Annotated in this window: 27 protein-coding genes, 1 pseudogene and 3 riboswitches; of the genes and pseudogenes, 7 read left to right on the forward strand and 21 right to left on the reverse strand. The window is 40.4% G+C overall.

Annotation, left to right across the window (positions count from 1 at the left end; all coding sequences use genetic code 11):
* Window positions 1-97 precede the first annotated feature (97 nt).
* Window positions 98-1,666, forward strand: coding sequence for a hypothetical protein (locus HBHAL_RS14215; RefSeq protein ID WP_014644143.1), 1,569 nt, complete (start codon window positions 98-100; stop codon window positions 1,664-1,666).
* 29 nt (window positions 1,667-1,695) lie between these two features.
* Here the strand turns inward: HBHAL_RS14215 and HBHAL_RS14220 are convergent, their stop codons facing one another.
* Together HBHAL_RS14220 and hepT are read right to left on the reverse strand one after the other, a co-directional pair.
* Window positions 1,696-2,478, reverse strand: a complete 783-nt coding sequence (locus HBHAL_RS14220; protein WP_014644144.1) for a TIGR01457 family HAD-type hydrolase — start codon at window positions 2,476-2,478, stop codon at window positions 1,696-1,698.
* Window positions 2,479-3,235: 757 nt separating this feature from the next.
* Complete coding sequence (hepT, locus tag HBHAL_RS14225) at window positions 3,236-3,679, reverse strand: type VII toxin-antitoxin system HepT family RNase toxin (RefSeq protein WP_014644145.1); 444 nt, start codon at window positions 3,677-3,679, stop codon at window positions 3,236-3,238.
* Between the two features lie 146 nt (window positions 3,680-3,825).
* On the opposite strand from hepT, the gene glpX reads away from it, so the two are divergent.
* The 3 genes from glpX to HBHAL_RS14240 are packed head-to-tail and all read left to right on the forward strand — an operon-like array spanning window position 3,826 to window position 5,421.
* Window positions 3,826-4,800 (forward strand): class II fructose-bisphosphatase, encoded by a 975-nt coding sequence (gene glpX, locus HBHAL_RS14230; RefSeq protein WP_014644146.1) that lies wholly within the window; start codon window positions 3,826-3,828, stop codon window positions 4,798-4,800.
* A 12-nt stretch (window positions 4,801-4,812) separates the two neighbouring features.
* A complete protein-coding gene (locus HBHAL_RS14235) occupies window positions 4,813-5,079 on the forward strand; it encodes a DUF3055 domain-containing protein (protein WP_014644147.1) in 267 nt (88 codons plus the stop codon).
* Between the two features lie 48 nt (window positions 5,080-5,127).
* Entirely contained in the window at window positions 5,128-5,421 is a 294-nt protein-coding gene (locus tag HBHAL_RS14240) for a hypothetical protein (RefSeq protein WP_014644148.1), read from the forward strand.
* Between the two features lie 50 nt (window positions 5,422-5,471).
* Here HBHAL_RS14240 and HBHAL_RS14245 read toward each other — a convergent pair whose 3' ends face one another.
* Window positions 5,472-5,747 (reverse strand): YutD family protein, encoded by a 276-nt coding sequence (locus HBHAL_RS14245; protein ID WP_014644149.1) that lies wholly within the window; start codon window positions 5,745-5,747, stop codon window positions 5,472-5,474.
* Between the two features lie 132 nt (window positions 5,748-5,879).
* On the opposite strand from HBHAL_RS14245, the gene HBHAL_RS14250 reads away from it, so the two are divergent.
* On the forward strand, window positions 5,880-6,503 hold the full coding sequence (locus HBHAL_RS14250) for a YhcN/YlaJ family sporulation lipoprotein (protein ID WP_014644150.1): 624 nt from the start codon (window positions 5,880-5,882) through the stop codon (window positions 6,501-6,503).
* Window positions 6,504-6,672: 169 nt separating this feature from the next.
* Window positions 6,673-7,518, forward strand: a pseudogene (locus HBHAL_RS14255) (M23 family metallopeptidase); the annotation flags it as partial.
* A gap of 48 nt (window positions 7,519-7,566) precedes the next feature.
* Here HBHAL_RS14255 and HBHAL_RS21215 read toward each other — a convergent pair.
* The 17 genes from HBHAL_RS21215 to HBHAL_RS14325 form a co-directional block, all read right to left on the reverse strand.
* On the reverse strand, window positions 7,567-7,659 hold the full coding sequence (locus HBHAL_RS21215; RefSeq protein ID WP_014644152.1) for a MetS family NSS transporter small subunit: 93 nt from the start codon (window positions 7,657-7,659) through the stop codon (window positions 7,567-7,569).
* A complete protein-coding gene (locus tag HBHAL_RS14260) occupies window positions 7,659-9,188 on the reverse strand; it encodes a sodium-dependent transporter (RefSeq protein WP_014644153.1) in 1,530 nt (509 codons plus the stop codon). The genes HBHAL_RS21215 and HBHAL_RS14260 overlap by 1 nt, the downstream gene beginning before the upstream one ends.
* Window positions 9,189-9,410: 222 nt before the next feature.
* Window positions 9,411-10,964: a Na+/H+ antiporter NhaC family protein gene (locus HBHAL_RS14265; RefSeq protein ID WP_014644154.1), complete on the reverse strand. Its 1,554-nt coding sequence runs from the start codon at window positions 10,962-10,964 to the stop codon at window positions 9,411-9,413.
* 134 nt (window positions 10,965-11,098) lie between these two features.
* Window positions 11,099-11,288, reverse strand: a riboswitch (Lysine riboswitch).
* A gap of 54 nt (window positions 11,289-11,342) precedes the next feature.
* Window positions 11,343-12,119, reverse strand: a complete 777-nt coding sequence (yunB, locus tag HBHAL_RS14270) for a sporulation protein YunB (protein ID WP_014644155.1) — start codon at window positions 12,117-12,119, stop codon at window positions 11,343-11,345.
* A 103-nt stretch (window positions 12,120-12,222) separates the two neighbouring features.
* Window positions 12,223-13,614, reverse strand: a complete 1,392-nt coding sequence (locus HBHAL_RS14275; RefSeq protein ID WP_041601388.1) for a bifunctional metallophosphatase/5'-nucleotidase — start codon at window positions 13,612-13,614, stop codon at window positions 12,223-12,225.
* Window positions 13,615-13,625: 11 nt separating this feature from the next.
* A complete protein-coding gene (locus HBHAL_RS14280) occupies window positions 13,626-14,438 on the reverse strand; it encodes a sulfite exporter TauE/SafE family protein (protein ID WP_014644157.1) in 813 nt (270 codons plus the stop codon).
* Window positions 14,439-14,616: 178 nt separating this feature from the next.
* On the reverse strand, window positions 14,617-16,014 hold the full coding sequence (gene sufB / locus HBHAL_RS14285) for a Fe-S cluster assembly protein SufB (RefSeq protein ID WP_014644158.1): 1,398 nt from the start codon (window positions 16,012-16,014) through the stop codon (window positions 14,617-14,619).
* A 33-nt stretch (window positions 16,015-16,047) separates the two neighbouring features.
* Complete coding sequence (gene sufU / locus HBHAL_RS14290; RefSeq protein ID WP_014644159.1) at window positions 16,048-16,491, reverse strand: Fe-S cluster assembly sulfur transfer protein SufU; 444 nt, start codon at window positions 16,489-16,491, stop codon at window positions 16,048-16,050.
* Window positions 16,481-17,701 (reverse strand): cysteine desulfurase, encoded by a 1,221-nt coding sequence (locus HBHAL_RS14295; protein WP_014644160.1) that lies wholly within the window; start codon window positions 17,699-17,701, stop codon window positions 16,481-16,483. Before HBHAL_RS14295 ends, sufU begins: the two co-directional genes overlap by 11 nt.
* The gene (gene sufD / locus HBHAL_RS14300) at window positions 17,701-19,008 is read right to left on the reverse strand and encodes a Fe-S cluster assembly protein SufD (protein ID WP_014644161.1); all 1,308 of its coding nucleotides are present in this window, start codon (window positions 19,006-19,008) and stop codon (window positions 17,701-17,703) included. The genes HBHAL_RS14295 and sufD overlap by 1 nt, the downstream gene beginning before the upstream one ends.
* A gap of 19 nt (window positions 19,009-19,027) precedes the next feature.
* Window positions 19,028-19,813 (reverse strand): Fe-S cluster assembly ATPase SufC, encoded by a 786-nt coding sequence (gene sufC, locus HBHAL_RS14305; RefSeq protein ID WP_014644162.1) that lies wholly within the window; start codon window positions 19,811-19,813, stop codon window positions 19,028-19,030.
* A gap of 236 nt (window positions 19,814-20,049) precedes the next feature.
* Window positions 20,050-20,190, reverse strand: coding sequence for a hypothetical protein (locus HBHAL_RS21745; protein WP_173380435.1), 141 nt, complete (start codon window positions 20,188-20,190; stop codon window positions 20,050-20,052).
* A gap of 43 nt (window positions 20,191-20,233) precedes the next feature.
* Window positions 20,234-20,386 carry a hypothetical protein gene (locus HBHAL_RS21515; protein ID WP_158512373.1) on the reverse strand — a complete coding sequence of 51 codons (153 nt, stop codon included), beginning with the start codon at window positions 20,384-20,386 and terminating at the stop codon, window positions 20,234-20,236.
* 31 nt (window positions 20,387-20,417) lie between these two features.
* The gene (locus HBHAL_RS14310; RefSeq protein ID WP_014644164.1) at window positions 20,418-20,783 is read right to left on the reverse strand and encodes a carboxymuconolactone decarboxylase family protein; all 366 of its coding nucleotides are present in this window, start codon (window positions 20,781-20,783) and stop codon (window positions 20,418-20,420) included.
* Window positions 20,784-20,852: 69 nt separating this feature from the next.
* Window positions 20,853-21,722 (reverse strand): MetQ/NlpA family ABC transporter substrate-binding protein, encoded by an 870-nt coding sequence (locus tag HBHAL_RS14315; protein ID WP_014644165.1) that lies wholly within the window; start codon window positions 21,720-21,722, stop codon window positions 20,853-20,855.
* Window positions 21,723-21,758: 36 nt separating this feature from the next.
* Entirely contained in the window at window positions 21,759-22,427 is a 669-nt protein-coding gene (locus tag HBHAL_RS14320; RefSeq protein WP_014644166.1) for a methionine ABC transporter permease, read from the reverse strand.
* The gene (locus HBHAL_RS14325; RefSeq protein WP_014644167.1) at window positions 22,420-23,445 is read right to left on the reverse strand and encodes a methionine ABC transporter ATP-binding protein; all 1,026 of its coding nucleotides are present in this window, start codon (window positions 23,443-23,445) and stop codon (window positions 22,420-22,422) included. Before HBHAL_RS14325 ends, HBHAL_RS14320 begins: the two co-directional genes overlap by 8 nt.
* Before the next feature lie 72 nt (window positions 23,446-23,517).
* Window positions 23,518-23,627, reverse strand: a riboswitch (SAM riboswitch).
* A gap of 157 nt (window positions 23,628-23,784) precedes the next feature.
* Window positions 23,785-23,893: riboswitch (SAM riboswitch) on the reverse strand.
* 66 nt (window positions 23,894-23,959) lie between these two features.
* Here HBHAL_RS14325 and HBHAL_RS14330 point away from each other — a divergent pair.
* A complete protein-coding gene (locus HBHAL_RS14330; protein ID WP_396252336.1) occupies window positions 23,960-24,385 on the forward strand; it encodes a TlpA family protein disulfide reductase in 426 nt (141 codons plus the stop codon).
* Here HBHAL_RS14330 and HBHAL_RS14335 read toward each other — a convergent pair.
* Window positions 24,378-24,704, reverse strand: coding sequence for a hypothetical protein (locus HBHAL_RS14335; RefSeq protein WP_041601389.1), 327 nt, complete (start codon window positions 24,702-24,704; stop codon window positions 24,378-24,380). The genes HBHAL_RS14330 and HBHAL_RS14335 overlap by 8 nt on opposite strands.
* Between the last annotated feature and the right edge of the window lie 85 nt (window positions 24,705-24,789).

Consider the following 24,789-nt stretch of genomic DNA (forward strand, 5'->3'; position numbering starts at 1 on the left):
TTTAAATCGCGGTATTTTTAATTTTCTGAAACCATATTCTCATGCCCAACGTAATACATACGAATAGATATTTATTACATATATGGAAAGGTTGTGCATGAAATTGCTGAAGAAAAGCTTAGTGTGGGCGGCTCCTGTTATTATCTCAATCGCGGCAGTACTCCTATTATTTTGGGAAAACTACTCAGATGTTACAGAACCGCCTACAGAAGGTTGGAGTCAGGGAATTGAACTAGGTCTCACTCCTGCTGTATCAGAGCCTAATGTAAAATTATTAGAAGAAGAAAAACTTGAAGTTTCTTATCTCACAGAAGAAGGTGTGAAAAAGGATACATTTGATCAGAACTTTGAACTTGTTTCAGAAGAAACCTTCCCCATTCCAGTAGATAAGTTTACAAAGTTTTCATGGAGCGGTAAGCACCTTATTTATTCGGATTATCAATCGATATTTTCAGGAGAAAGCGGGGAAAAGATATCGGATATTTCTGGTTTCTTCCCCTTGAAAAACCGAACTCTATACAGTAAAGATCAGGAGCTTTTCCAGTTAGATACCGATACTCTAGAGTCAATTTCCCTAATGCAAATCGAGAATAAAAATACCGAAATAGCTGTTACAGAAACTGATGAGGCCGCTTATATCATGACTAAGACTACTGATACGAATGGAAATCACTTAAATTTCTATGAACTAGATGGCCAACAAGTAACTGAATTAGGAAAAGCTGATTTTCTCGTCCAAGGGACGGAAGAAATTAGCAACATTCAATTCTCAGTCAAAGATCAAGATTATTCCCTTTTAGTCAGCACTCTTCAAAAGCAAAGTGCAGGGGGCGAGCGTACAAACTTCTATTACTTCTCCCAATCATCATTCGGGGAAGATCCACAACTTCAAAAAGTAAACTTTCCTGACCCTCACTCAAGTTCGGAATTGAAAGAAATTTCTGATATTGAAATGTCTATGGAAGATAAGTCCATCAATCTCTTATTTAAAGGTTTTGGAGCTACAAAAACGACGTATGCTGATACTCCAGAGTTTAACATCTATAGATCAGCCTTATCCTCCGAGGGAGAAAATAAAGTCTCTAGATTAAGTAATACTCCAAACCCCTCAGCTGAACCTGTGTGGTTGGAAGGAGCAAATACAGCGCTATGGGTCGATCAGGGCAGTGACAATAAAAATAAGCTTATGCTCTCCTCAGCAAAACCTTCAATCGTTGAGCAGGCGGATCGGATGACCCAGGAAGCATTCATTCAAAGCTTAGGAAAAACCGTGGGAATGCTTGCCACAGGAATGTTCTCTATTGTTATTGGTGGTTTATGGTTTATCTGGCCCCTCTTTTTTATTGTCGTGATCATGTTTGCCAACAGTCGTGCCATGGATCATAACCGCTCTTGGATATTTTACGCAGGGATGATGATTTACTTAGCAGCCACTCTCCTCTTTAAAGATATTATGTTCACGAACCGCCTAATGGCAAAAGCACCAGAATATTTAAGCTTTCAGGGAAGTTCAATTATTTACCTGTTTGGATTTGCTTTACTTACTTATTTAATCCTCTCCTATGGTGTTAAAGAAAGAGACTGGTCTGTTTTTATCCGATTAACTTACTTTATAGGGATCCATATTATCCTGATTACCGTATTCTTCGGCCCTTACCTATTGTAAAAGTTTATACAAAAAGAAGCAGATGGGCTTTAGTCCTTCTGCTTCTTTTCAATCATCCAATCGATTAAATTTTTATACTTATAAGTTGGTTGTTTCTCATAACTCTTAACTTCTTGAAATGAGCTGACTCCTGTTTCCACCATTAGTGTATCCATACCAGCATTAATGCCAGCAGAAATGTCAGTATGGTAATTGTCACCGATCATAAGAACCCGATCCCGGTCGTATCCAAGACGAGCCAGGGCCTGATCCATGATGATCGATTCTGGCTTTCCAATAAATAATGGTTCGGTTCCCGTGCTTACGCTGATGACAGAAGTTAAGGCTCCATTCCCAGGCACCATTCCCCTCTCAGTAGGAATCGCCCGGTCTGCATTTGTACTGATAAGAGCCGCTCCATTCCTTACATGCAGACATGCTTTTGTCAGTTTTTCGTAATTTATATTATGATCGATTCCAATTACTACAAAATCGGGATTGTCATCCACCAGTTCATGCCCTTCCTTGAACATGGCGTCCCTCAGTCCTTGTTCTCCAATGACATAAACCTTGGAAGGTCCTTGTTGCTGACTAATATAAATAGCTGTAGCCATACTGCTTGTCATGATTTGTTCATAATGAGCGGGAATTCCCAGATCATTCAGTTTATCAGCAACTTGAACGGCTGTTTTTGAGGAGTTATTCGTTAAAAACATAAATGGAAGATGTTTTGTTTCCAGGTATTTGACAAACTCCGAAGCTCCTTCCACTGGTTTGGCACCTCGATACATCGTTCCATCCAAATCAATTAAGTAAGCTTTATAATGGCTCATTCAAGCACCTTCTTCCTTTAAATTTTAGTTACAAATATCACTGTTATTCCTTTGTTTATTAACGCATTGGCTTTATTTAATTTAATTGAATTGACAGTAAAGCTCCCGTTTTTGCAAGACTCAGTTTCGAGATATCTAGTGAGAGAGTTAGGTCCTGCGGGGAACGACTCGCTTTCCGTGGGCATGTGCTGAGCCTCCTCAAGCTAAAGCTTTCCGGGGTCTCACCGAACATGTTGATCCCACAGGAGTCTCCCCGTTCCCCTCCGGACCTGGCCGAATCAGAAACTCGAAACCATTTAAGACATCGACGGATTGATGAGCTATTTTTATGCTATAACGATGTGAAATGGCTTGTCATAAAAGCATTTAGGACCGATTTAGAAGGAGAGCATTCTCTCTTATAAAAGCGTCCGTTATTCTCACTCGGCTGGGTTGGTGGGGAAATGGCGAGACTCCCATGGGAGAAGGGACTAGGTGAGATCCCGCAGGGAGTGAAACGAGTGAGGAAGCTCACCGTTCCCCCATAGGAAAGCGAGTTATTTCCCCACCAGCCTGCTATCATCTAACGGAACTGACCAAAGATATCTCGAAGCTGAGTCTTACACAATCCGGCCCTATTCTTTAATAAGTCTCTTATGCACTATCCCCTCGATCGTTTACATAGAAGCTATCCATTAATACAATCGACTAACAGTCATTCAAATAAAAAAATCGCGTTATACACGCGACTATTTTATCATGAGTATTAATCTTATGACTATTTATTGTCGTTGGAAAATGCCGATACAGGCCCAAGTTCGTGATTTAAGTAATAGCGAACGCGTTCCGGGAATTTTTGGATAGTTTTTATTTGGAGATTCCATATTTCCCTAATGGTATTATGTTCAACCGCCGTATAATGCTGGACAATCATTTTTCTTAAACTGATTAATTGTTTGTACCCTTCCTCTTCTTCTTCTGGCAGTACTTTTTCATCAGTTAGAATATCAATAATATCCTCATAACTCCCTGGATCACGCATAATAAATCCGTCAATCATCATGTTTCCTACATCGATAATAGCTTCAATACTAATATGCGTGAGACGTTCAAGCACAAGCTGGTCTGTAAATGACTGAAACGAAGACTTTGAATATTCATCTAAGATCTTTTCCATATAAGTTAAAATCTCTTCAATCTTCTCACGATTTACAAAATACATCCTAATACCTCCGTACAAAAACTTTTTTCACATAAATCTCTTAAATATGATAACATAATTCATGGTTTTAAATAAAAAAAGGCAATATTACTTATACCGCCTATTATTAGTGTACACTAATTTTAACATGAATCGGAGGAGAATATATGGATAGAGAATTAGCACTGGAATTGGTGAGAGTAACGGAAGCTGCAGCTATTGCTTCAGCTCAATGGATGGGGAGAGGCGATAAAATGAGCGCTGATGATGCAGCAACTACTGCCATGAGAACGATGTTTGATTCCGTGTCAATGGAAGGTGTCGTTGTAATTGGTGAAGGTGAACTAGACGAGGCCCCTATGCTTTATATCGGCGAAGAATTGGGAAATAAGACCGGACCTTCCGTGGATATTGCAGTTGATCCTTTAGAAGGTACTAATATTGTGTCAAAAGGGCATAATAATGCTGTTGCTGTTATAGCTGCCGCAGAACGTGGGGCGTTGCTACATGCGCCCGATATGTATATGGACAAGATTGCTGTAGGAAAGTACGCTAAAGGTCTCATCCATATTGATGATCCTATTGAACGCACGATTGATATTGTGGCCCGCGCGAATAATAAACGTGTCAGGGATTTAACGGTTATCATTCAAGAACGCGATCGCCATCAGGATATTATTGATCGTGTTATCAAAAAGGGAGCTCGCGTAAAATTGTTTGGTGACGGAGATGTAGGAGCTTCCATTGCTACCTGCCTTCCAGAAACAGGGGTAGATCTTTTTGTAGGAAGAGGCGGTGCCCCTGAAGGTGTCATCTCAGCTGCAGCTATTAAAAGTTTAGGCGGAGATATGCAGGCCAGGCTTGCTCCGCAAGATGAGGAAGAAATGGAACGTTGTCGCCAAATGGGACTAGAAGACCCGTTACAACATTTGACTCTTGATCATCTGGTAAAAAGTGATGATGCTATCTTTGCTGCAACCGGTGTGACCGAAGGAGAACTGTTGGATGGAGTAAAATTCTTAGGTGGAGATCTGGCCCAAACAGATTCAATTGTCATGCGGGCTAAAACTAGAACCGTGCGATTTATCAAAGCTCACCATCATTTGGATTACAAGCCCCATTTAGTAAAGAATGAAGAATAGGAGTTGAAATTCATGGCTGAAAGACCTTTCCTTGAGGACTTTACTCAGGAGACGAGCACCCGTTTTGTATGCTTTACAGCCGGGAGCCATCGTTTCGAGCTTGCCTTAATGAAAGCTGATCACTTTAATAACCAGACGATGGTTATTAATCTTCACAAAAACCGTCAGGCCTTGTTGGATCATGAAACCATTAGCAAAGACGGTCATCTGGAGCACTTGTTCCAATTAAGTGCTATTGAAGCCGAAGAGTTGAGAAACTATCTGCCCGATCTCCTTTGAATAAAGAAACCTCCCCTGGAAAAACTAACAGCCAAGGGAGGTTTTTTTATGAGCAGAAAAGATAAAAAGCTTTATTCTGATTTCGCTAATGTAGAGGCGCAGCGTAATTATTTGACGCCTGAGCAGCTACCTGAGGGACCTTATGGATCACCAAGAAATAAAGATAAACCTGTTTCCAATGAGAAGAGTGCTCCCTGGACAGAACAACAGCGTTACTACAGCGCATTCAACTATGAATATAAGGCATTGCACCAGGACCTTCAACGTCAGGAGGATGGCGCTCACCCTATTCACGACGAGAAAAACCGGGATATAAAACCTTCGGAAGAAGAATCTGAATAAGTAACTTTTTCTAACCACAAAAAACCGACGGGCTTGAAAGCCCGTCGGTTTTACTGATGTACACGCTTCAACACAAAATAGGCACAGCCAAAGTTACAGTACTCATACAAATAATCTTCAAGCGTACTGATTTTTGTATCGAATGTGGCTTTAGGGTTTTGATCATCAAAAAAACCTTTAAGACGAAGCTGACCATATCCCCAGTCCCCCACTATAAAATCATATTTACTTAATATATCGCTAAATCTTCCTTCTATATCTTCCTGTTGAAAGGCATCTCGATGATTCTCTACGATTTCATAGCTCTTACCTGAAATTTCTACCACGTCTATCACCTCTATCCTGACATAAGTGTATCATATTTCCCGAATAACGCGGAAATACAACTTTACAAAATAAGTATGATTCATAAAAAAAAGTTCAACCTAAGTGAAACCGATTAATAAGGAGGAAATGAAGTGAAAAAGCTAACCATTTTACCTATTTTATTAGCCTGTCTGTTTATGATCACAGGCTGTAACGAAACAACAGACCGAGAAGAAGAAACACGTGATGGAGATACTCTAAACGGAAACGCTATGGATAATTACAATGATCAGCCTCTTGAAGGGCAAGTGGGATATGTAAGATTTAAGAAAGACCAATTGGACCAGGAAGCTGAAAAAAATCGAGATATTAAAGTTAACCGTGAACAAATGGCTGACATGATTACAAGAATGATTCTTCGGTATGATGGATTTGAAGATGTTGCTACTTTAGTTACAGATAACGAAATTCTCGTTGCTTATCAGCCTCCCAATAATCACGACCGAGAGCAAGCAGCTGATATGGTTCAAAAGACTGCTTATTCATTAGTACCAAGCTTTTACCACGTGTTTGTATCCGATAACCCTGCTTCATTTGGAGACATCCAAAGTGTAAGTACTTCCACTGTATATGATGAACAATATACGGAAGTGATCGACAGTATTATTAAGAAAATGAAGAAATCTCCGCAAGGTAAAGTACCTGAAAATGACAGTGACCAACCAAATGAAGGTCCAAATATGGGGTCTGATGATAGACCTGGCACAGAGACTTGATAAGCTGCCTTTCATTTCCAAACATAACATGAAGCATGTAGTTCATGCTAACAGTATCAAAAACCATCGTAGGTGAATATTAATGAAATGTTTAGGTATATCGCTTATCTTTTTTGTATTGATGAGCTTTGGAAGTGAACATATATACGCAGATCAGGAAAGTCAGGCAAGAATGGCCTTGTATAAAAAAACAGCAGCTCTTACAAATATTCCATGGGAGTACCTTGCCGCTGTTGATCAATATGAACGCCAAGTCCATGATGATCCTAAAGAAGGACGGGTCACAGCTATTAAACCTGAACCCTTCTTTTGGACAGGAAGCGCAGGCGAGATGCCTGTAGATTTCTTTCCCAACGGGTGGGGCTCTGACGGAAATGGCGATAACAAAGCAGAGATTGAAAATGATGAAGATGTCCTTTGGACCATCGGCCAATACATTCAATCTTATGGTACCACAGAAGATGATATTAAAATTGCTTTATTCAACTACTATAAGCGTGATTTAACCGTCCAAACCATTATGAATACTGCGGAAGTATTCAAAAAATTCCAGACAGTCTCCTTGACAAAAAGAGACTTCCCCGTACCCACAGAAGCCAATTACAGTTATAGGAGCACCTGGGGTGATGCCCGTGGTTTTGGGGGACGACGCATTCATGAAGGCACAGATATTTTTGCTAATTATGGAGTGCCTGTCAAGTCCACCACTTATGGAGTAATTGAAATGAAGGGCTGGAACAAATTTGGAGGCTGGCGAGTGGGTATTCGTGATATTTACAACATTTATCACTATTATGCACATCTTAACGGATTTGCAGATAATATCGAAGTGGGAGACGTGGTTCAGCCAGGAGACGTAATAGGATCCGTCGGCGCTTCCGGTTACGGTCCTCCAGGAACTTCCGGAAAATTCCCTCCACACTTACACTACGGTATGTACCAAGATAACGGAAAAAATGAGTGGGCTTTCGATCCATATCCATTTCTTAAAAAATGGGAACGCATGGTTCATTAAAAAAAACCGGAAAGGTGAATTTAATCACCTTTCCGGTTTTTTATTATTTTAACCTTTAGCTTTACGGACTGCATTGGTAATACTGAGCGCAAGTCCTCCCCATATAATTGTTACGGTAATAATAAACATGATAATCGCCATTATCTAGCAGCCCCTTTCGAGTCTTCATCTTCGTTGAATTCTAACTCATTGTTCGGCCATTTCTTCATTGAGAAAAGAACGCCTACAACAATAGCTGCAATAGCCACTAACCAGCCACCAACAACTAATAAAGTAACAGGGTAGCCTTCATACGCAGATGACAACTCAAGAATAAGATTCTGAACCATCATGTATCCAAGGACAATAGGGGTAATAACCTGTAGACAAACTACCCACCAGTTGCCCAGCATAATATCAGAAGTCTGGTTCGCATGTTCTTTCAGACCTTTAATACTGCGTGCCAACCATGCAAGCGCCACAATCTCTACTAGCCCCGATAATGCCACCCCAAACGTGTTGATGAAATGGTCGACCGTATCCAGGATGCTTAGCCCGCCTCTTGTAGCGTAAAGAAGGGAAATAACTCCTGCCAGACCGCCTCCTAAGAGTACAGCTTTAATACGGGACACATTAAATTTCTCCGATACAGCCGCTACATACGTTTCTGTAATGGAAATTAAGGAAGAGAGACCGGCAAGAACAAGGGAAGCAAAGAATAGGAACCCGAACAGTCCAGGTATTCCCGGGATTTGGCTAACAATTTCAGGGAATACCATAAATGCTAGTCCAATCCCCCCGACTCCACGTTCAGCAGCCAGTTGACCTACAGATGTATCATATTGAAATGCCATAAATCCAACAGCTGCAAACACACCAATACCAGCTAAAATTTCAAATGAAGAGTTAGCAAAACCGGTTATAAAGGCATTGTTCGTAATGTCTGACTTCTTCGGCAGATAAGAAGAATAAGTTACCATGATGGCAAAGGCAATTGATAAACTGAAGAAGATTTGTCCGTAGGCTGCCACCCATACGTTAGGATCTGCAATCCGGTTCCATTCCGGCGTAAAGAATGCCGATAGACCATCAGCAGCTCCTTCAAGCGTCACTGCTCTGACGACTATAATTAAGAATAAGACAACAAGTAGCGGAATGAAGATTTTATTAGCTACTTCAATCCCTTTTTTAACTCCTCGTGCTAAAAACCCTAACGTGATAACCCAAACGGCAAGCAACGGCAGCAGTACTTTGGGAACAAGTCCGCCAATCGCCCCCGCATCGGCCAGCTCTAGAAAATCTCCTACGAAAAATGCAGTTGGATCATCGCCCCAAGTTAAGTTGAAAGAATAAAAAGCATACATAATTGCCCAGGCAATAATAACGGCATAATAAGTAGAAATAACAAAGGATATGGCAACTTGCCACCATCCCAGCCATTCAAAGCCTTTTTTAATTCTCCCAAAAGACTTTGGTGCAGACCCACGGTATTTATGACCGATAGTATATTCCATGATTAAAAGCGGAATACCTGCTGTAAGTAAAGCAAATAGATAAGGTACGATAAATGCTCCTCCGCCGCTGTCGTAAGCAGTGGCAGGAAAACGCCAAATGTTACCAAGCCCGATAGCTGACCCCATAGCAGCTAGCAGGAAACCCACTCGCGTCCCCCATTGTGCACGATTTTCCATGTGAAAGGCCTCCTTTTTATTTATATAACCCCTCATTTTACCCTAAATCAGGGATGAGGGGATGTTTCGAAATTTTTATTTTTTTCTGATTATTTCTGCTTAAATTATAACCATCCGTTTAGGGGTTGTCAAAGTTATTTTAAAATATTTAGAATTTAACAAAAATAACAAAAAAAGGATAGAGACTTAGAAAAGTCTCTATCCTTAGGATAATTTTAGCATTTATTTCTTCTCAACTGAGGATGTAAAGGAATGAATCAATATACCTATAAGCACCACAACAGCGAGAGTTGCTAACAATGGAATCCATACTTGCCCTGTTAAGCCAAGAAGGATATATCCAATAGAGGCCGCTACCGCAGCAATGCCTGCATAAGGAAGCTGGGTGAGCACGTGGTCAATATGGTTTGCACCTGCCCCCGTAGAGGATAATATGGTTGTATCTGAAATAGGCGAACAATGGTCTCCAAATACAGAACCAGCCAGTACAGCTGATAGAGCAGGCAGAATCATAGCCGGCTCCGTAACAGCCGCTATTTCCCCGGCTATCGGAAGCATGATTCCAAATGTTCCCCAGGAAGTTCCCGTGGAAAGTGCCATGAATCCAGAAATGATAAAAATAAGCAAGGGCAGATAAGCAACATTAATATCCGCCTGGCGGAACTGCTGAGCTAAATATTCACCTGTTTGCAACTGACTGATAATATCTCCAATCATCCAGGCAAAAACTAATATATAAATGGCGGGCAGCATGGCTTTAATTCCTTCCCAGAAGACAAGCGGTGCTCCCGACTTCGGTCCAGCCTGTCCTGCATATAAAACACCTGCTGTAACTACGGCTGCCAGTCCTCCTATAAATAAGGAAATATTCACATTGGTATTTGCGAAAATAGCGAGCAGATCCACGGCACCCTCCGTGTTTCGAATACCTGTGATAACCATAGCCGCTACTGTCCCCGCTATAAGCGCTCCAATGGGCAGTATTAGATGAGCAATTTTGCCGTTGTTGTGCTGCTTAAACTCATCGTTTAAATCCCCTGGAACATCTCCATCGGGATTAGTTAGCTGACCAGTATCTAAAGCTCTTTTCTCATGCGTCCGCATAGCCCCAACGTCTAGTTTCAAGAAGATAGTGAGAAAGACAAGAAGCAGCGCAGCGAACACATAGTAATTGGCAGGAATCATTAGGATAAATGCTTCCAATGCCTGATAATTAGAAATTTCATTAGCTGCTAAAATACTTCCGATCGTGCCAATGATATAAGCTCCCCAGCTCGATATCGGAGAAATAACGGTAATGGGAGCAGATGTAGAATCAATGTAATAGGCAAGCTTAGCCCTTGATATTTTATAACGGTCTGTTACGGGTCTGGCCACCTGACCAACAGCTAACGCGTTAAAGTAGTCATCAATAAAAATGATAATCCCTAAAACAGCCGGAAGCAGTTTTGCCCCTTTACGTGTGCGAATTTTTTCAACAGCCCATTTCCCGAAGGCCTTACTTCCCCCTGAGGCTGTCATAAAGGCTGTAGTGATACCTAATAAAAATAAGAATGATAACAGATAAAGGTTCCCTGTATTGAGAGCTCCTTCACTCACGAAAATAGTCGAAAATAACGACCAGATTAATACAAAACCTTCTTTGAGATCAAACCCCGTAAGCATAAATGCTCCGATAATAATCCCTATACCCAGTGATAAAATCACTCTTCTTGTTACCAACACAAGGACCAGCATTAATACTGCCGGGATTAATGAATAAATCGTTCCTTCCATGATATTCCCTCCGTAAAGCTATTAATGTAAACGGGAGTAGGAAGGCTACTGCCTATAAAAATGAGGAATAAAAAAAGACAATGATAGTAGAAAATAACCTATCATTGCCTGTAGCAACTTGATTATCCTCCATTTCGATCAGTAGCGCCCCATGCACCCAAAAGAGCATGCATGACAGTGTGTCTCTTCTTCAGATATACACCAGCATAGGATAGTCTGACAACACTATCGTACACTTCGGCAGAAACTCATCCCTTTCCTCAATGATCCTAGCTTGCCTGGCTCCCATTGATTACTAATGACGTCTGCACCTCTACCTCACCGATCTGATAAGGTCACGCATATTTATTTCCATGCAATTCTATCAGTATCGTTACATTATTGCAAGGCATCCATCGGAAAGGAAAAAGATGGTGATTTGTCTGGAGCTTCTCCCTCACCACCATAGAAGTCAGGAACTTCTCCTAAAATAGTAGCTGTGTCTATAGGAATATCTGTAGCGACGGTTGTTGTTTCAGTGGAGAAAGGAATCACAATCCTTACGTTTACCTCAATATGAATAGATAATTGAAATAATGCTGCATTAATACCATACTCTGTAATTTCACTTTGGAAGTTTGACTGTACATCCCCAATCACACGTAATTGAACCGGTACTTTAGGTCCCAGGTTAGCGAGAAGCGAATTATTCGTCGCCTGTCCGACTGGAATTTCAATTAATGTTGCGGGCTGTTCACCTAGTTCCTCCTGGGTCATATTAGGATCAATATCAGGCTCAAGTGTTGTATCCTCCATTGGTAATTCGTTTAGTTCCATTCTTTTAAGGAAGTTTTGAACCCGGTATGTTGTGTTTCTCAGCACCCTGTTCACAACAACGGAATTCCAGCCCATATAAACGATATTTCCCTTATCATCTTTTTCCATTTTAACTAAGTCATTAAATTGTAGGTCTTCCGCTATTTGTTTATTAACGGCTTCATTGATTGCATCTCTTGCAAGTTGTTGGGTTTTTGTTTCAGCTATACCAATGAGTGCCGGAGTAATACCCCGGTTGATTAGCCAGAGGCTCAAAGCGGTGAATAGTAAAAAAAACATAAAAGTCAAAACGATTCTTTTCCCAATTGAGGGCCCATTTGTAACTTTACTTTTCCCCATTAAAACAACCCCTCCTGAACTAACTATATGTAGTACAGAAGAGGTTTAGGCATAGAATTAATGATATCTTTGGACTTTGGATACCAACCTTTAGGAAAACCTTTTATTCATATGTTTTTAGCGCTTCCGATAGTAAATCACGGAGTAACTCAGGCATATAATAAGCCTTATTGGGTGCATAAGCAATTTCAGGAAACAGCCTGCCGAATGTAAATGTATCAGCGGTTGAAAGAGTATAGGACTTATCCTGATCAATAGGAACGCCATTTTTTGTTACGCGTACTACACGTTCTTCACCGTCCTGCGATTCTTTCGTTTCAATTTCCACGCCGGCAAAAACCATCTTCCCAATCACTTCTCCACGAAAGCCAAATCCTTTCAAGCGGATTTCAGTTAACTTTCTTGTATGAGCTACCCGAATGACTTCCAGTAGTTCATCCCCTTTCAATTCTACTTTACAGGGGTTCATGGGGTGAGGACAGATCCTGTGCACATCTTGATAAGTCACTTCCCCTTCTCCTAAATGATCTAATAAAATACCTGCATTCAGCATCGCCACGTCTGAATTTGTCCAATTCTGAAGTTCGATGGTAAGCCTGGACATTAAAGAAGTCTCTTGAAACCAACCTATATACAAGGGCTTAGTTAACTTCGTTATGGGAGTTTGTAAAAGGTCTATGGCCCTTTCCCTCATCACCTGTACATCCTGTGTGACTTTCTCATCTTTACGTAAATTCTCAGTAGGAATCGCATAGGCTTCTTTTTTCATTAATTTTTGTTGTTCAGTATCCCATTCCAATATAATTTCTCCCAGATGAGTACCGTGTTTTCCGGCAGCTGTTAGAAGTGAATGCTCGGTATATTCACCATTCTGGAATAAGTGGTGGGTATGGCCCCCAATAATGACATCTATCCCTTCATACCGACGTGCAATTTCTTCATCATCATTAATACCTAAATGAGAAAGAAGGATCACAATATCCGATTGTGCACGGACCTCATTTAACAATTCGTCCAAAGAATCATAAGGGGATTCGACATCCCAGCCAAGCTGTTTATAAAATGTTTTAAAGGGAGCCGTCAACCCAATCAGCCCAATCTTCGTACCCTTATTGGAAGTCAGAATTTCGTGTGACTTCAGCCATTTAGGCTGGTCTCCTCCACCGTAACTGAGGTTCGCACAGATCACTTCAAAATTCGCCTTATCATAAAGGGTGTATAGATCCTCACTGGAAAGCGTGATCCCTTCGTTATTCCCTAAATTCGCAAGATGATAGCCAGCTTGATTCAAAAGTTCCACGTTACCTTTTCCCATTAATCCTTCCGCTATCGGATGAAATCGATCCACATGGTCTCCGTTGTCCATTAACCAGAAATTTTCACCTTTCCGGTTGTGCTGATCTTTTTTCCTTTTAAAGTAGCCGACGATTTGGGGCCAATTCTCAAAATGACTATGTAAATCACTTGTGTAATAAAAAAATAATTTTTCCTTCATCATCAGTCTCCTTATCCAATTCCTTGCCATATTAAACGGATACCGATTAAGATTAATAATACTCTTAAAAACCACTCAACAGCTTGTCCTTTTAAATGCCGGTTAACACGAGCTCCGAGCGTTCCCCCTAAGTATGCCCCTGGAATAAAGTAGAGTGTATAAGCCCATTCGACGTGACCTAGAAAGATGTGAGTAGCCGAGCTTGAGATGCTCGCAAAGAAGATCATGAACATCGAGGTAGCCGTTGCAATGTGTGCGGGCATATTAAATAATAAAATCATGGCAGGCACCATTAGAGAGCCTCCGCCAATGCCAAGCAATCCCGACAGCATTCCCACTCCAAGGGATAGAATAAGTCCGAAAACAATCGGCATCTGATACGTATAAGTTGTTCCTTCAATAACCTTCTCTCTTTTGAGGCCTTTATTAAATAAGTAAGTACCTGGAGTTTTCCTCGGTATAAAAAATAGCAAAGAAACTAAAATCATAATACACCCGAACAATAAAGAAAACATATCCGTTTTAAAAAATTGATTTAACCAGGAGCCTATAATTCCCCCAGGAACACTTCCTATTAAAAATACATATCCGATTTTTTTATCTACGCGGTCATGTCTCAAATATGAAAGAGCAGAGGACATTCCCGTAAATATCATGACCACCAGGGAAATCCCAACAATTGACTGCGGAGTCACCCAGTCGAAAGCACTTAGCTGATCTCCCAAAAATAGTAAAACAGGGACTAAAATAACACCGCCACCTAATCCAGCGATGCTTCCAACTAATGCTGTCACTAAACCGATTATAAACATGAGGATGACCATTTTAAAACATCCTTTATCTCTATAGATAATATTATAGTATCATGTTTTCTATTCTTAAAACATCCAGCCTATGTTAAGAATTAAAAATACCAGTCATGATTAAACGCATGAATAGTATTTCATAAAAAAGTACAGGTGGGAAAACCACCTGTACCATCAGTGTAAAATTTGAATTGAATTAACCGATAGAACCTTCCATTTCGAATTTAATTAAACGGTTCATTTCTACGGCATATTCCATTGGAAGTTCTTTCGTGAATGGTTCAATGAAGCCCATTACAATCATTTCTGTTGCTTCTTCTTCAGAAATACCGCGGCTCATAAGATAGAATAATTGTTCTTCAGATACTTTAGAAACTTTGGCTTCGTGTTCCAAAGAGATATTTTCGTTCATGATCTCATTATAAGGAATGGTATCTGAAGTAGATTCGTTATCCATAATTAATGTGTCACATTCTACGTTCGAACGTGCTCCTTCAGCTTTACGGCCAAATTGCACAATTCCGCGATACGTAACTTTACCTCCATGTTTCGAAATGGATTTCGAAACAATAGTTGAAGACGTATTAGGTGCGAGGTGGTGCATTTTCGCGCCTGCATCCTGGTGCTGTCCTTTTCCGGCAAGTGCGATGGAAAGAGTCATTCCACGTGCACCTTCTCCTTTAAGGATAACAGATGGATATTTCATAGTCAGCTTAGAACCAAGGTTACCGTCTACCCATTCCATCGTTGCATTTGCGTCGGCAACTGCACGCTTCGTAACCAGGTTATATACGTTATTCGCCCAGTTTTGAATGGTGGTATAACGGCAATAAGCATTATCTTTAACGAAGATTTCAACCACTGCACTGTGAAGAGAGCTAGAAGAATAGGTAGGTGCTGTACATCCTTCTACATAGTGTACAGAAGAACCTTCATCTGCAATAATCAACGTCCGCTCGAATTGACCCATATTTTCTGAGTTAATTCGGAAATAAGCCTGCAATGGCGTCTCTACTTTTGTATCTTTAGGAACATAAATGAATGATCCGCCAGACCAAACCGCAGAGTTTAATGCAGAGAACTTATTATCAGATGGTGGAATCACTTTACCGAAATATTCTCTGAAAAGATCTTCGTTCTCTTTAAGAGCTGAGTCCGTATCTTTAAATATGACACCCAGATCTTCAAGATCTTTTTCCATATTATGATAAACCACTTCTGATTCATACTGAGCGGATACACCTGCAAGATATTTCTGCTCAGCTTCAGGGATACCTAAACGATCAAACGTATTTTTAATTTCTTCTGGTACTTCGTCCCAGGAACGTTCAGAACGTTCGGAAGGTTTCACGTAGTAAGTGATATCATCGAAGTTCAGTTCTGATAGATCTCCGCCCCATTGCGGCATAGGCATTTTATAAAACTGCTCTAAAGATTTCAGACGGAAATCAAGCATCCATTGAGGCTCTTCTTTATAATTGGAGATTTGTTCCACGACTTCCTTCGTTAAACCTTTTTGGGTACGGAAAATAGAAATGTCTTTTTCATGGAATCCATATTGATACTCTCCAACTTCTGGTGCTTCTTTAGCCATGATTATATACCTCCTTTTGGTATTGACAAAAGCTTAATCCTGCTTTTCTTCATCTACGCCTTTCTCCATAGCCTTCCAGGCTAAGGTGGCGCACTTGATACGTGCCGGGAACTTAGAAACTCCCTGTAGTGCTTCTATATCTCCAAGGTCAAGCTCGTCAGTATCCACTTCATTTCCTTGCATAAGTTCTGAAAAGAGTTCAGACATCTTAAGCGCTTTTTCTACGGGTTTTCCTTTGATTGCCTGAGTCATCATGGAAGCAGAGGACATGCTGATGGAGCAGCCTTCTCCATCAAACTTGGCATCTTTAACTAGATTATCCTCTACTTGCAATTGAAGTTGTATGCGATCACCACAGGTCGGATTATTCATATCCACTGTCATGTGATCTCCTTCAATCGCCCCTCGATTACGTGGGTTTTTATAGTGATCCATAATGACCTGGCGATAAAGTGTATCTAAATTGTTAAAAGACATCGCCAAAATACTCCTTTGTTGTTTGTAATCCTTCAACAAGTCTGTCAATTTCTTCTTCGGTATTGTACAGGTAAAAACTGGCGCGAGCTGTGGCTGATACATCAAGCCATCTCATTAATGGCTGAGCACAATGATGCCCTGCGCGAACTGCAATTCCTTCAGCATCAAGAACAGTGGCCAAATCGTGTGGGTGAACGTCAGAGAGGTTGAATGTTACTAGTCCAGCTCTCTCTTTAGGTCCGTAGATCGTCATACCTTCCACTTGCTGCATTCTATCTTGTGCATAAGCAGCCAATTTTTGTTCATGGTTTTTGATTTCGTCCAGACCGACTTCGTTTAAAAAGTCAATAGCGGCTCCTAAACCAACAGCTCCAGCAATAATTGGAGTGCCTGCTTCAAATTTCCAAGGTAAGTCTTTCCACGTTGAATCGTACCAATTTACGAAATCAATCATTTCTCCCCCGAATTCAGCCGGTTCCATATTTTTAAGGAGAGCTTTTTTACCGTAAAGAACTCCAATTCCAGTTGGTCCACACATCTTGTGGCCGGAAAAAGCATAAAAATCTGCATCCAGATCTTGAACATCAATTTTCATGTGCGGGGCACTCTGTGCACCGTCTACTAACATAACCGCATCATTTTCATGAGCAATGGATGTTAGTTCTTTTATTGGATTTATCGTTCCAAGAACGTTGGAAACATGCATAATTGCCACAATTTTAGTGTTCTTAGTAATTGATTCCCTTGCATCTTCCAAGTTAATCGTTCCATTAGCCTGAAGAGGCATATATTTTAAAACAGCCCCTGTTTCTTTAGCCACTTGCTGCCATGGAATGATATTACTATGGTGTTCCATTGGGGTGATGACAATTTCATCACCCTCCTTGAGGTTAGCTCTTCCATAACTTGACGCAACGGTGTTAATGGCTGTCGTTGTTCCGCGAGTGAAGATTACTTCCTGGGTGCTGGAAGCATTAATAAACCTTCTCACCTTTTCACGAGCACCTTCATACTCATCCGTCGCCCATGTCCCCAGCGTGTGAACGCCTCTATGAACATTTGAATTATATCCGCGATAGTATTCATCAAGTTTTTCAATGACCTTAATCGGCTTTTGAGATGTTGCGGATGAATCCAGATACACAAGCGGATGGCCATTTACTTCCTGATGAAGAATCGGGAATTCATTGCGTACCGCATTGATATCCATTAATATACTTTCCTTTCAATCACCTGTATCAGTTGACGTTTAACAGCTTCCACAGGAAGTTGTTTAACAACAGGAGCAAGGAAGCCGTGAATAATGAGACGTTCTGCTTCAAACTTGGAAATACCGCGGCTCATTAGATAGTAAAGCTGTACAGGATCCACTCGGCCGACAGAAGCGGCGTGACCAGCTGTTACATCATCCTCATCTATAAGAAGGATCGGGTTAGCGTCACCGCGTGCATCTTTACTAAGCATGAGTACACGAGATTCTTGTTCAGCATTAGATTTGGAAGCTCCATGCTCAATCTTACCAATGCCATTAAAGATGGCAGAAGCTTTGTCTTTCATAACACCATGCTGAAGGATATATCCATCTGAACCTTGACCGAAGTGAGTAATATTCGCAGTAAAGTTCTGCTTTTGTTTGCCGCGTCCAATAGCTACTGTTTTCGCATTTGAATGAGAATTATCACCAATTAAATGAGTGATATTTTCAGATACCGTATCGCCTTCATTCATTTGTCCTAGAGCCCACTCAATCACAGAATCACGATAAGCAACACCGCGACGGTTCGTATAAACCGTTGTTCCAGAGTCAAAGTTATCAACAGCACCAAATGAAACCTTGGCACCGTCTTTGGCAATTACTTCCGTAACGTTATTTGCTGAGGTTTTCTCTTCTTTATTATGAGAGATATAATTCTCCACATACGTTACAGAGCTATTCTCTTCCGCTACCACGAGAATGTGGTTAATTAGAGAAGCTTCTGGATCCTCCTGCCAGAAAATAGCTTGTATAGGCTCTTCAATTTGTACGTTTTTAGGTACATAAAGAAAGACTCCGCCATTCATTAAAGCTGCATGAAGGGCTGTAAGACGATGTTCGTCCACGTGTACAGCATCATTCATATAATATTTCTGCACTAGGTCGCTATGATCTCTTATAGCAGAAGCCATATCGGTAAAAATAACACCTTGATCTTTTAATTCCTGATCGATCGCTGCATAGGCTACCGTATGGTTTCTTTGAATAACCAGGTTTTGCTGTTCCTTCTCTTTATCTAAAAAGTCTTGAATTTCAGCTGGTAAATCTTCAAGTGAATCGATAACTTCACCTTGAACATTGTGTTTGAACTCCGTGAAATTCCATTTGCTAATATTCGTCTTATCAGGCTTAGGCAGTTGAAGTGATTCTGATTTTTCCAAGGCATCCAATCGAAGGTTTCTCATCCATTCTGGCTCTTGTAAACCATTGGAAAATTGTGTTACATACTCTTTGTCGTATGGTAGTGAGACGTCTACTGTCATGTTAACCCTCCTATCTTAGTTACGCTTTTTGACCGATTGTTTCGTCTTCGATTCCCAATTCTTGCTTAATCCAGTCGTAACCTTCTTCTTCAAGACGTTGGGAAAGCTCAGGTCCGCCAGATTTAACTACACGGCCTTGCATCATTACGTGTACTTTATCAGGAGTAATGTAGTTTAGAAGACGCTGATAGTGAGTAATGATTAAGCAGCCAAATGCATCGTTACGCATTTCATTGATACCCTTAGCTACAACTTTAAGAGCGTCGATGTCGAGACCAGAATCGATTTCATCAAGAATCGCAATAGCTGGCTGAATCATCATTAACTGAAGGATTTCGTTACGTTTTTTCTCGCCACCTGAGAATCCTTCGTTCAGATAACGCTGAGCCATGTTTTTATCCATATCCAAAGTTTCCATCTTAGAGTCCATGTCTTTAATGAACTTCATAAGAGAAATTTCGTCGCCTTCCTCACGCTGAGCATTAATAGAAGAACGCAGGAAATCGGAATTAGTTACACCGCTGATTTCACTAGGATACTGCATAGCAAGGAAAAGTCCTGCCTGCGCACGCTCATCCACTTCCATTTCAAGTACGTTTTCACCGTCTAATAAGATTTCACCTTGAGTTACTTCATATTTAGGGTGTCCCATAACAGCGGAGGCTAGAGTAGATTTACCTGTTCCGTTTGGTCCCATAACCGCGTGGAATTCACCACCGTTAATTGTAAGATTTACACCTTTAAGTATTTCTAGACCTTCGATTTCCACGTGAAGATCTTTAATTTCTAAAGTTGATCTTGCCATAATTAATACCTCCAGTATCTATAGTAATGGAATGGGTTTATTTATTGTAGATAGTAGAACCATTCTCAATTTATTCTCATTATAATCTTATATCATTTAGAAAGTGATATCAACTTTTTCCTTCCAGTGGAAATGAGCCGATTTTTCAACAATTTATGAGTGAAATTTTTTTGTTTCTACATTATTATAACACGAAAAAATCAGGTGACTAAAGATCACCTGATTCCTTGCTTAAGTTATCTATGCAATTGACGATCTAGTTGAGCAAACATCTTCTGGCCTTGTTCAAATTCTTTCTGGCGTTTTTCTTCTACTTTCAAACGTGTATCCAACTTGCTGCTGTACTCGGCATAACTCAGATTATGAGCCTGATGCATGGCTTTTTCCATTTCAGCAGTGTAATTTAAATTCAGTTGGTCACTAATAACGAATCAACCCTTTCAGATTATTTACACAATTCAGAGTACCATAGATCTTTACCCCTGCACAAACAGGGATAAACCCTGAAATATCTGATTCTACTTGATTCATTTCGATGAAAGCGCTTGATTCGACCAGTACGTATGAATACATCAGTTTTCCTTTAATTTTCTAACTATTCAAACTAATTAACACTGGAATTTAAATCCATATACGCATCCTGAACCAACGTTACAGCCTGACTTAAAGCCGCGCCTCCGCCGAAAGCAGCTGCTACCCCACAAGCCTCCAGTATTTCCTTTTCTGTTGCACCCTGATCGACACAACCTTTTGTGTGATAAATCATACAATATTCATCTTGAGCTACTATACTTATTCCAAGTGCCATCAATTGTTTCTGCTTTTTAGAAAGCTCACCTTCTTTGAAACACGCTTCTGTGAATTCACTGAATTGATGAGCGACTTCTGGCATTTTCTCAGTAAAATCACCCATACCTTCTTTATAATCATGTAAATAAGTCTGTGTCCAATTCATTTGTTGTTCTTGCATCGCATTCTAACCTCCCAATAAAAATAAGTGACTGCGGTTAGTATAAACCGCAGTCACTTATCTTATCCGTTATTCAGAGCTGCCATCTACAGGCACTACAGCTCCATTATATTCTTCTTTCATAAATGTTTGAATTTCTTCTGAACGTAATACTTCCACTAATGTTTGCAATGCTTCAGAATCTTCATCTTTACTCTGAGCTGCAATCACATTTACATAAGGGGATTCAGAACCTTCAAGAATCAATGAATCCTCACTTGGATTCAAGTCAGCTTCAATAGCGTAGTTCGTGTTAATCGCTACTAGAGCATCTTCTTCACGTTTGTAGATCTCAGGTAATGTCGCTGCATCTACACCGGAGTCAAACTCAAGATTTTTTGGATTTTCAACAATATCGTCGACTGTAGCATCTACTTTATCTACGCTTTCATCCAATTTGACCAGGCCTTCGCGTTCAAGTAACGAAAGAATTCTTCCATGGTCAGCTACTGAACGGCTCATCACCAGGGTAGTACCTTCTGGAACTTCATCGACGCTTGAAATGTTTTGAGAGTAGATTCCCATAGGTTCAATATGAATACCGCCAAGATTTACAAAATCATAATCATTTTCTTGCATTTGTGTTTCTAGATAAGGAATGTGCTGGAAATAGTTTGCATCAATTCGACCCTCTGCTAAGTCCTGGTTAGGCAGCACATAATCTTGATATTCTTCAATAGTAAGGGTAATTCCTTGCTCTTCAAGCAATGGTTTAGCTTCTTGAAGTACTTCTGCGTGAGGAACACTTGTAGCTCCTACAGCTATTTCAGTGGTTCCTTCTTCAGAACTGCCATCACCGCTGTTTTCTTCCGAGCCTGAGTTTCCTTCGTCTGATGAACCGCATGCTGACAAAAGAATGATTAATAATAAAGTAAAAATACCGAATGTAATTTTTTTCATAAATACTCTCTCCCTTTAATATAATGTAGGATTTTTTTATCTTTTATCCAATTTTCTCGAAACGAAGTCCCCGATAAATTGGAAAATGAAAACAATAATCACAATGAGAATCGTACAAATAAAGACAACATCAAAGTCGCTGCGCTGAAATCCGTAGAAATAGGCAAAGTCACCTAAACCACCGGCACCGATCGCTCCCGCCACCGCAGTATAGCCAATTAATGCTATAGCTGTAACGGTAATCCCAGAAACCAGGGCAGGCATTGACTCAGGAAGCAGCACCTTAAAAATCAAAGTAGAAGATTTAGAACCCATCGATTTTGCAGCTTCAATGACACCTTTATCTACTTCTTTCAATGCAATCTCGACAAGCCGTGCATAGAATGGTGCGCCACCTATAATTAAGGCAGGGAGTGCCGCTTTAGGACCTCGAATAGTGCCAATGAGAAAATCAGTAAATGGGAATAATAACAAAATTAAAATGATAAAAGGTATAGCCCTGAAGATATTAACGACTGAAGCAGTTATCCAGTTTAATATCTTGTTCTGCCACAGGCCTCCTGGACCTGACAAGTACAGAAGTAAACCTAACAGTAAACCTAAAATAAACGTACCTGCTACAGAGATAAGTGTCATGTAGAGTGTTTCATTAGTAGCTGTTATCAAATCATCCATAGTGACGTTAGGAAAAAATTGATTAATCATCTGGACTCACCTCCACTTCTACAGAGGTGGATTGAATATATTCAATCGCACGCGTGATTTCTTCTTTATCACCCAGAAATTGAACAAACATTGTTCCATACGCACCCTTTTGGGTTTGGGTGATCTTTCCGTGCAATATGTTTACATCCAGCACAAACTTTCTGGAAATTTCACTGATTAAAGCCTGATTGGTGCTCTCCCCTACAAAATGCAGACGAAGGATTTCACCAGTTTTATAGGTATCCTTTATGAGCTGAAGAGAATGTTCGCGTTCAGGGTCTCCCATTACCTGATCGACAAACTTCTTGGTAACCTGTTCTTTTGGATAAAGGAAAACATCGAGCACGTCTCCCTGTTCCACAATTTTACCTTGCTCCATAACGGCTACCTGATGGCAGATCTTTCGGATCACATGCATTTCATGGGTGATGAGAACAATTGTCAGTCCAAGCTTCTCGTTAATATCTACTAATAGATCAAGAATGGAATCCGTTGTCTCTGGGTCAAGAGCTGACGTCGCTTCATCACAAAGAAGAACTTTCGGTTTATTTGCTAACGCACGAGCTATTCCTACTCTTTGTTTCTGTCCGCCGCTTAACTGAGAGGGGTATGAATTACCTCGTCCACTAAGACCTACCAGGTCTATTAATTCATTAACACGTTTAGTTCTTTCGCTTTTTGGTACGCCAGCTATTTCAAGTGGAAAAGCGATATTATCGTGAACGGTTCGAGACCACAAAAGATTAAAATGCTGAAAAATCATACCAATCTCCTGCCGGGCCTCCCGCAGCTTCCCTTTGTTTAAAGAAGTCAATTCTTGATCATCAATGGTGACCTTGCCGTCCGTTGGATCTTCCAGGCGATTTAGCAGCCTTATGAAAGTACTTTTTCCAGCACCGCTATAACCGATGACCCCGTAAATCTCTCCCTTTTTTATCTGTAAACTAAGGTCGTCGACGGCACGGACCTCCTGATGTTTCGTGCGAAAGACTTTGGATAAGCCTTTAATTGAAATCATGTCGTCTTCCCTCCAATAAAAAAACCTCTCTGCTTGAGAACAGAAAGGTTAGCGTATCAATCTTTATCTGTTCTCTCATCTTCACAAGGATTACCCCTTGCAGGAATTGGCACCTTGCCAAGTCTTAGCTTGCCGGTTGCCGGGCATCAAAGGGCCAGTCCCTCCGCCTCTCTGGATAAGAGATTTTACTATATTAATTTATTATCACTTTAATACGTGTACGTACTATAAAGAGGATTCTAGCATTGTTAGAATTTCGTGTCAACTTGATAATATTCCTATAAATTCGACAAAATAAAAACTCTTCCTTAAAGTTAGAAGAGTTCGTTTAAAACACTCTTCTCATCTACCAAAGTAAAGTACTTTGCAGGAATTAGCACCGTATTCATTTGCATGAACCGGTTGCCGGGCATCAAAGGGCCAGTCCCTCCGCCTCTCTGGATAAGTGAAGATGTCGCTATTAAATTAATGATTATGTTAGCATGGGGCTATAAATTAAGTCAACAATTAAGGAGTGATCACGTTGAGGAATGCGCCAATTTTTGAACTTCCGTATATAAACAAAGAAGGAACCTATAGTAATAAAGAGGATCTGGGAAAAGTAATTGTTCTTACTTTTTGGACCTCATGGTGTCCCGACAGTGGTAAAGATTTACCTAAAAAAGAACAACTCTATAAAACAATGGATCATGAGAAAGTAAAAATGATAACTATAAATGTAGAAGGACGTGAACGAAGCGAAGCTGAGGCAGAAGAATATGCTGAAAAGTTTTTATCTCAGCCAGCCCTTAAAGACCAAGGACGAACAATTTACGATTTGTATAACAGCGACGGGGTGCCCACCACTGTTATCATTAATAAGGATGGTTTTATTCATTCACAATTCGGGGATAAAGCAGAGTTCTTATCCGTTGTAGAATCTCTCGGTGAACTTATCTAGCCAATAGTAGAAGTGATTCTATAAATAATATATTCCGGTACGCCCCTTGAACTTTAATGGTGGTTTGGGGAAGAGAAGTTAACTTTTGTTCTCCCGCAAATAAAGTTTTCATTATACTACTGGAAGATTGCAGGCGAATATCATTATGCTCATTATCCTGTTTATCTGTTTTAAGATGTACACCTGACTGGTCTATATACAGGTAAACTTTAAGACTGCCGACCAGTAGAATTACGTTCAGCGTGCGTTCCCGCCAAGTGGGCAAAAGATCTGTTCTCTGGTTCACTTGTTTAACCCAATCTTGTATGAATTCCAACATTGTTAACTCCTCCTTTATTTGTTAAATAAATTCTTGATAAGGAGGAGTCATCCCTTCTAAAATAACGAAGAATCGTTCGTCATTT

This window comes from Halobacillus halophilus DSM 2266, from assembly GCF_000284515.1.
In the GTDB taxonomy this organism is placed as follows: Bacteria; Bacillota; Bacilli; order Bacillales; family Halobacillaceae; genus Halobacillus; species Halobacillus halophilus.

What these genes read in the sequence shown, in the direction of transcription:
- HBHAL_RS14265 (WP_014644154.1), bottom strand. Translation starts at nt 10,964, where the DNA reads ATGGAAGGAACGATTTATTCATTAATCCCGGCAGTATTAATGCTGGTC.
- sufD (WP_014644161.1), bottom strand. Translation starts at nt 19,008, where the DNA reads ATGACAGTAGACGTCTCACTACCATACGACAAAGAGTATGTAACACAA.
- HBHAL_RS14325 (WP_014644167.1), bottom strand. Translation starts at nt 23,445, where the DNA reads ATGATTTCAATTAAAGGCTTATCCAAAGTCTTTCGCACGAAACATCAG.
- HBHAL_RS14310 (WP_014644164.1), bottom strand. Translation starts at nt 20,783, where the DNA reads ATGCAAGAACAACAAATGAATTGGACACAGACTTATTTACATGATTAT.
- glpX (WP_014644146.1), top strand. Translation starts at nt 3,826, where the DNA reads ATGGATAGAGAATTAGCACTGGAATTGGTGAGAGTAACGGAAGCTGCA.
- HBHAL_RS14240 (WP_014644148.1), top strand. Translation starts at nt 5,128, where the DNA reads ATGAGCAGAAAAGATAAAAAGCTTTATTCTGATTTCGCTAATGTAGAG.
- HBHAL_RS14295 (WP_014644160.1), bottom strand. Translation starts at nt 17,701, where the DNA reads ATGGATATCAATGCGGTACGCAATGAATTCCCGATTCTTCATCAGGAA.
- HBHAL_RS14235 (WP_014644147.1), top strand. Translation starts at nt 4,813, where the DNA reads ATGGCTGAAAGACCTTTCCTTGAGGACTTTACTCAGGAGACGAGCACC.
- HBHAL_RS14220 (WP_014644144.1), bottom strand. Translation starts at nt 2,478, where the DNA reads ATGAGCCATTATAAAGCTTACTTAATTGATTTGGATGGAACGATGTAT.
- HBHAL_RS14320 (WP_014644166.1), bottom strand. Translation starts at nt 22,427, where the DNA reads ATGATTAATCAATTTTTTCCTAACGTCACTATGGATGATTTGATAACA.
- sufC (WP_014644162.1), bottom strand. Translation starts at nt 19,813, where the DNA reads ATGGCAAGATCAACTTTAGAAATTAAAGATCTTCACGTGGAAATCGAA.
- HBHAL_RS14315 (WP_014644165.1), bottom strand. Translation starts at nt 21,722, where the DNA reads ATGAAAAAAATTACATTCGGTATTTTTACTTTATTATTAATCATTCTT.
- HBHAL_RS21515 (WP_158512373.1), bottom strand. Translation starts at nt 20,386, where the DNA reads ATGTATTCATACGTACTGGTCGAATCAAGCGCTTTCATCGAAATGAAT.
- hepT (WP_014644145.1), bottom strand. Translation starts at nt 3,679, where the DNA reads ATGTATTTTGTAAATCGTGAGAAGATTGAAGAGATTTTAACTTATATG.
- sufU (WP_014644159.1), bottom strand. Translation starts at nt 16,491, where the DNA reads ATGTCTTTTAACAATTTAGATACACTTTATCGCCAGGTCATTATGGAT.
- yunB (WP_014644155.1), bottom strand. Translation starts at nt 12,119, where the DNA reads ATGGGGAAAAGTAAAGTTACAAATGGGCCCTCAATTGGGAAAAGAATC.
- HBHAL_RS14335 (WP_041601389.1), bottom strand. Translation starts at nt 24,704, where the DNA reads ATGTTGGAATTCATACAAGATTGGGTTAAACAAGTGAACCAGAGAACA.
- HBHAL_RS21745 (WP_173380435.1), bottom strand. Translation starts at nt 20,190, where the DNA reads ATGCATCAGGCTCATAATCTGAGTTATGCCGAGTACAGCAGCAAGTTG.
- HBHAL_RS14280 (WP_014644157.1), bottom strand. Translation starts at nt 14,438, where the DNA reads ATGGTCATCCTCATGTTTATAATCGGTTTAGTGACAGCATTAGTTGGA.
- HBHAL_RS21215 (WP_014644152.1), bottom strand. Translation starts at nt 7,659, where the DNA reads ATGGCGATTATCATGTTTATTATTACCGTAACAATTATATGGGGAGGA.
- sufB (WP_014644158.1), bottom strand. Translation starts at nt 16,014, where the DNA reads ATGGCTAAAGAAGCACCAGAAGTTGGAGAGTATCAATATGGATTCCAT.
- HBHAL_RS14260 (WP_014644153.1), bottom strand. Translation starts at nt 9,188, where the DNA reads ATGGAAAATCGTGCACAATGGGGGACGCGAGTGGGTTTCCTGCTAGCT.
- HBHAL_RS14275 (WP_041601388.1), bottom strand. Translation starts at nt 13,614, where the DNA reads ATGAAGGAAAAATTATTTTTTTATTACACAAGTGATTTACATAGTCAT.
- HBHAL_RS14215 (WP_014644143.1), top strand. Translation starts at nt 98, where the DNA reads ATGAAATTGCTGAAGAAAAGCTTAGTGTGGGCGGCTCCTGTTATTATC.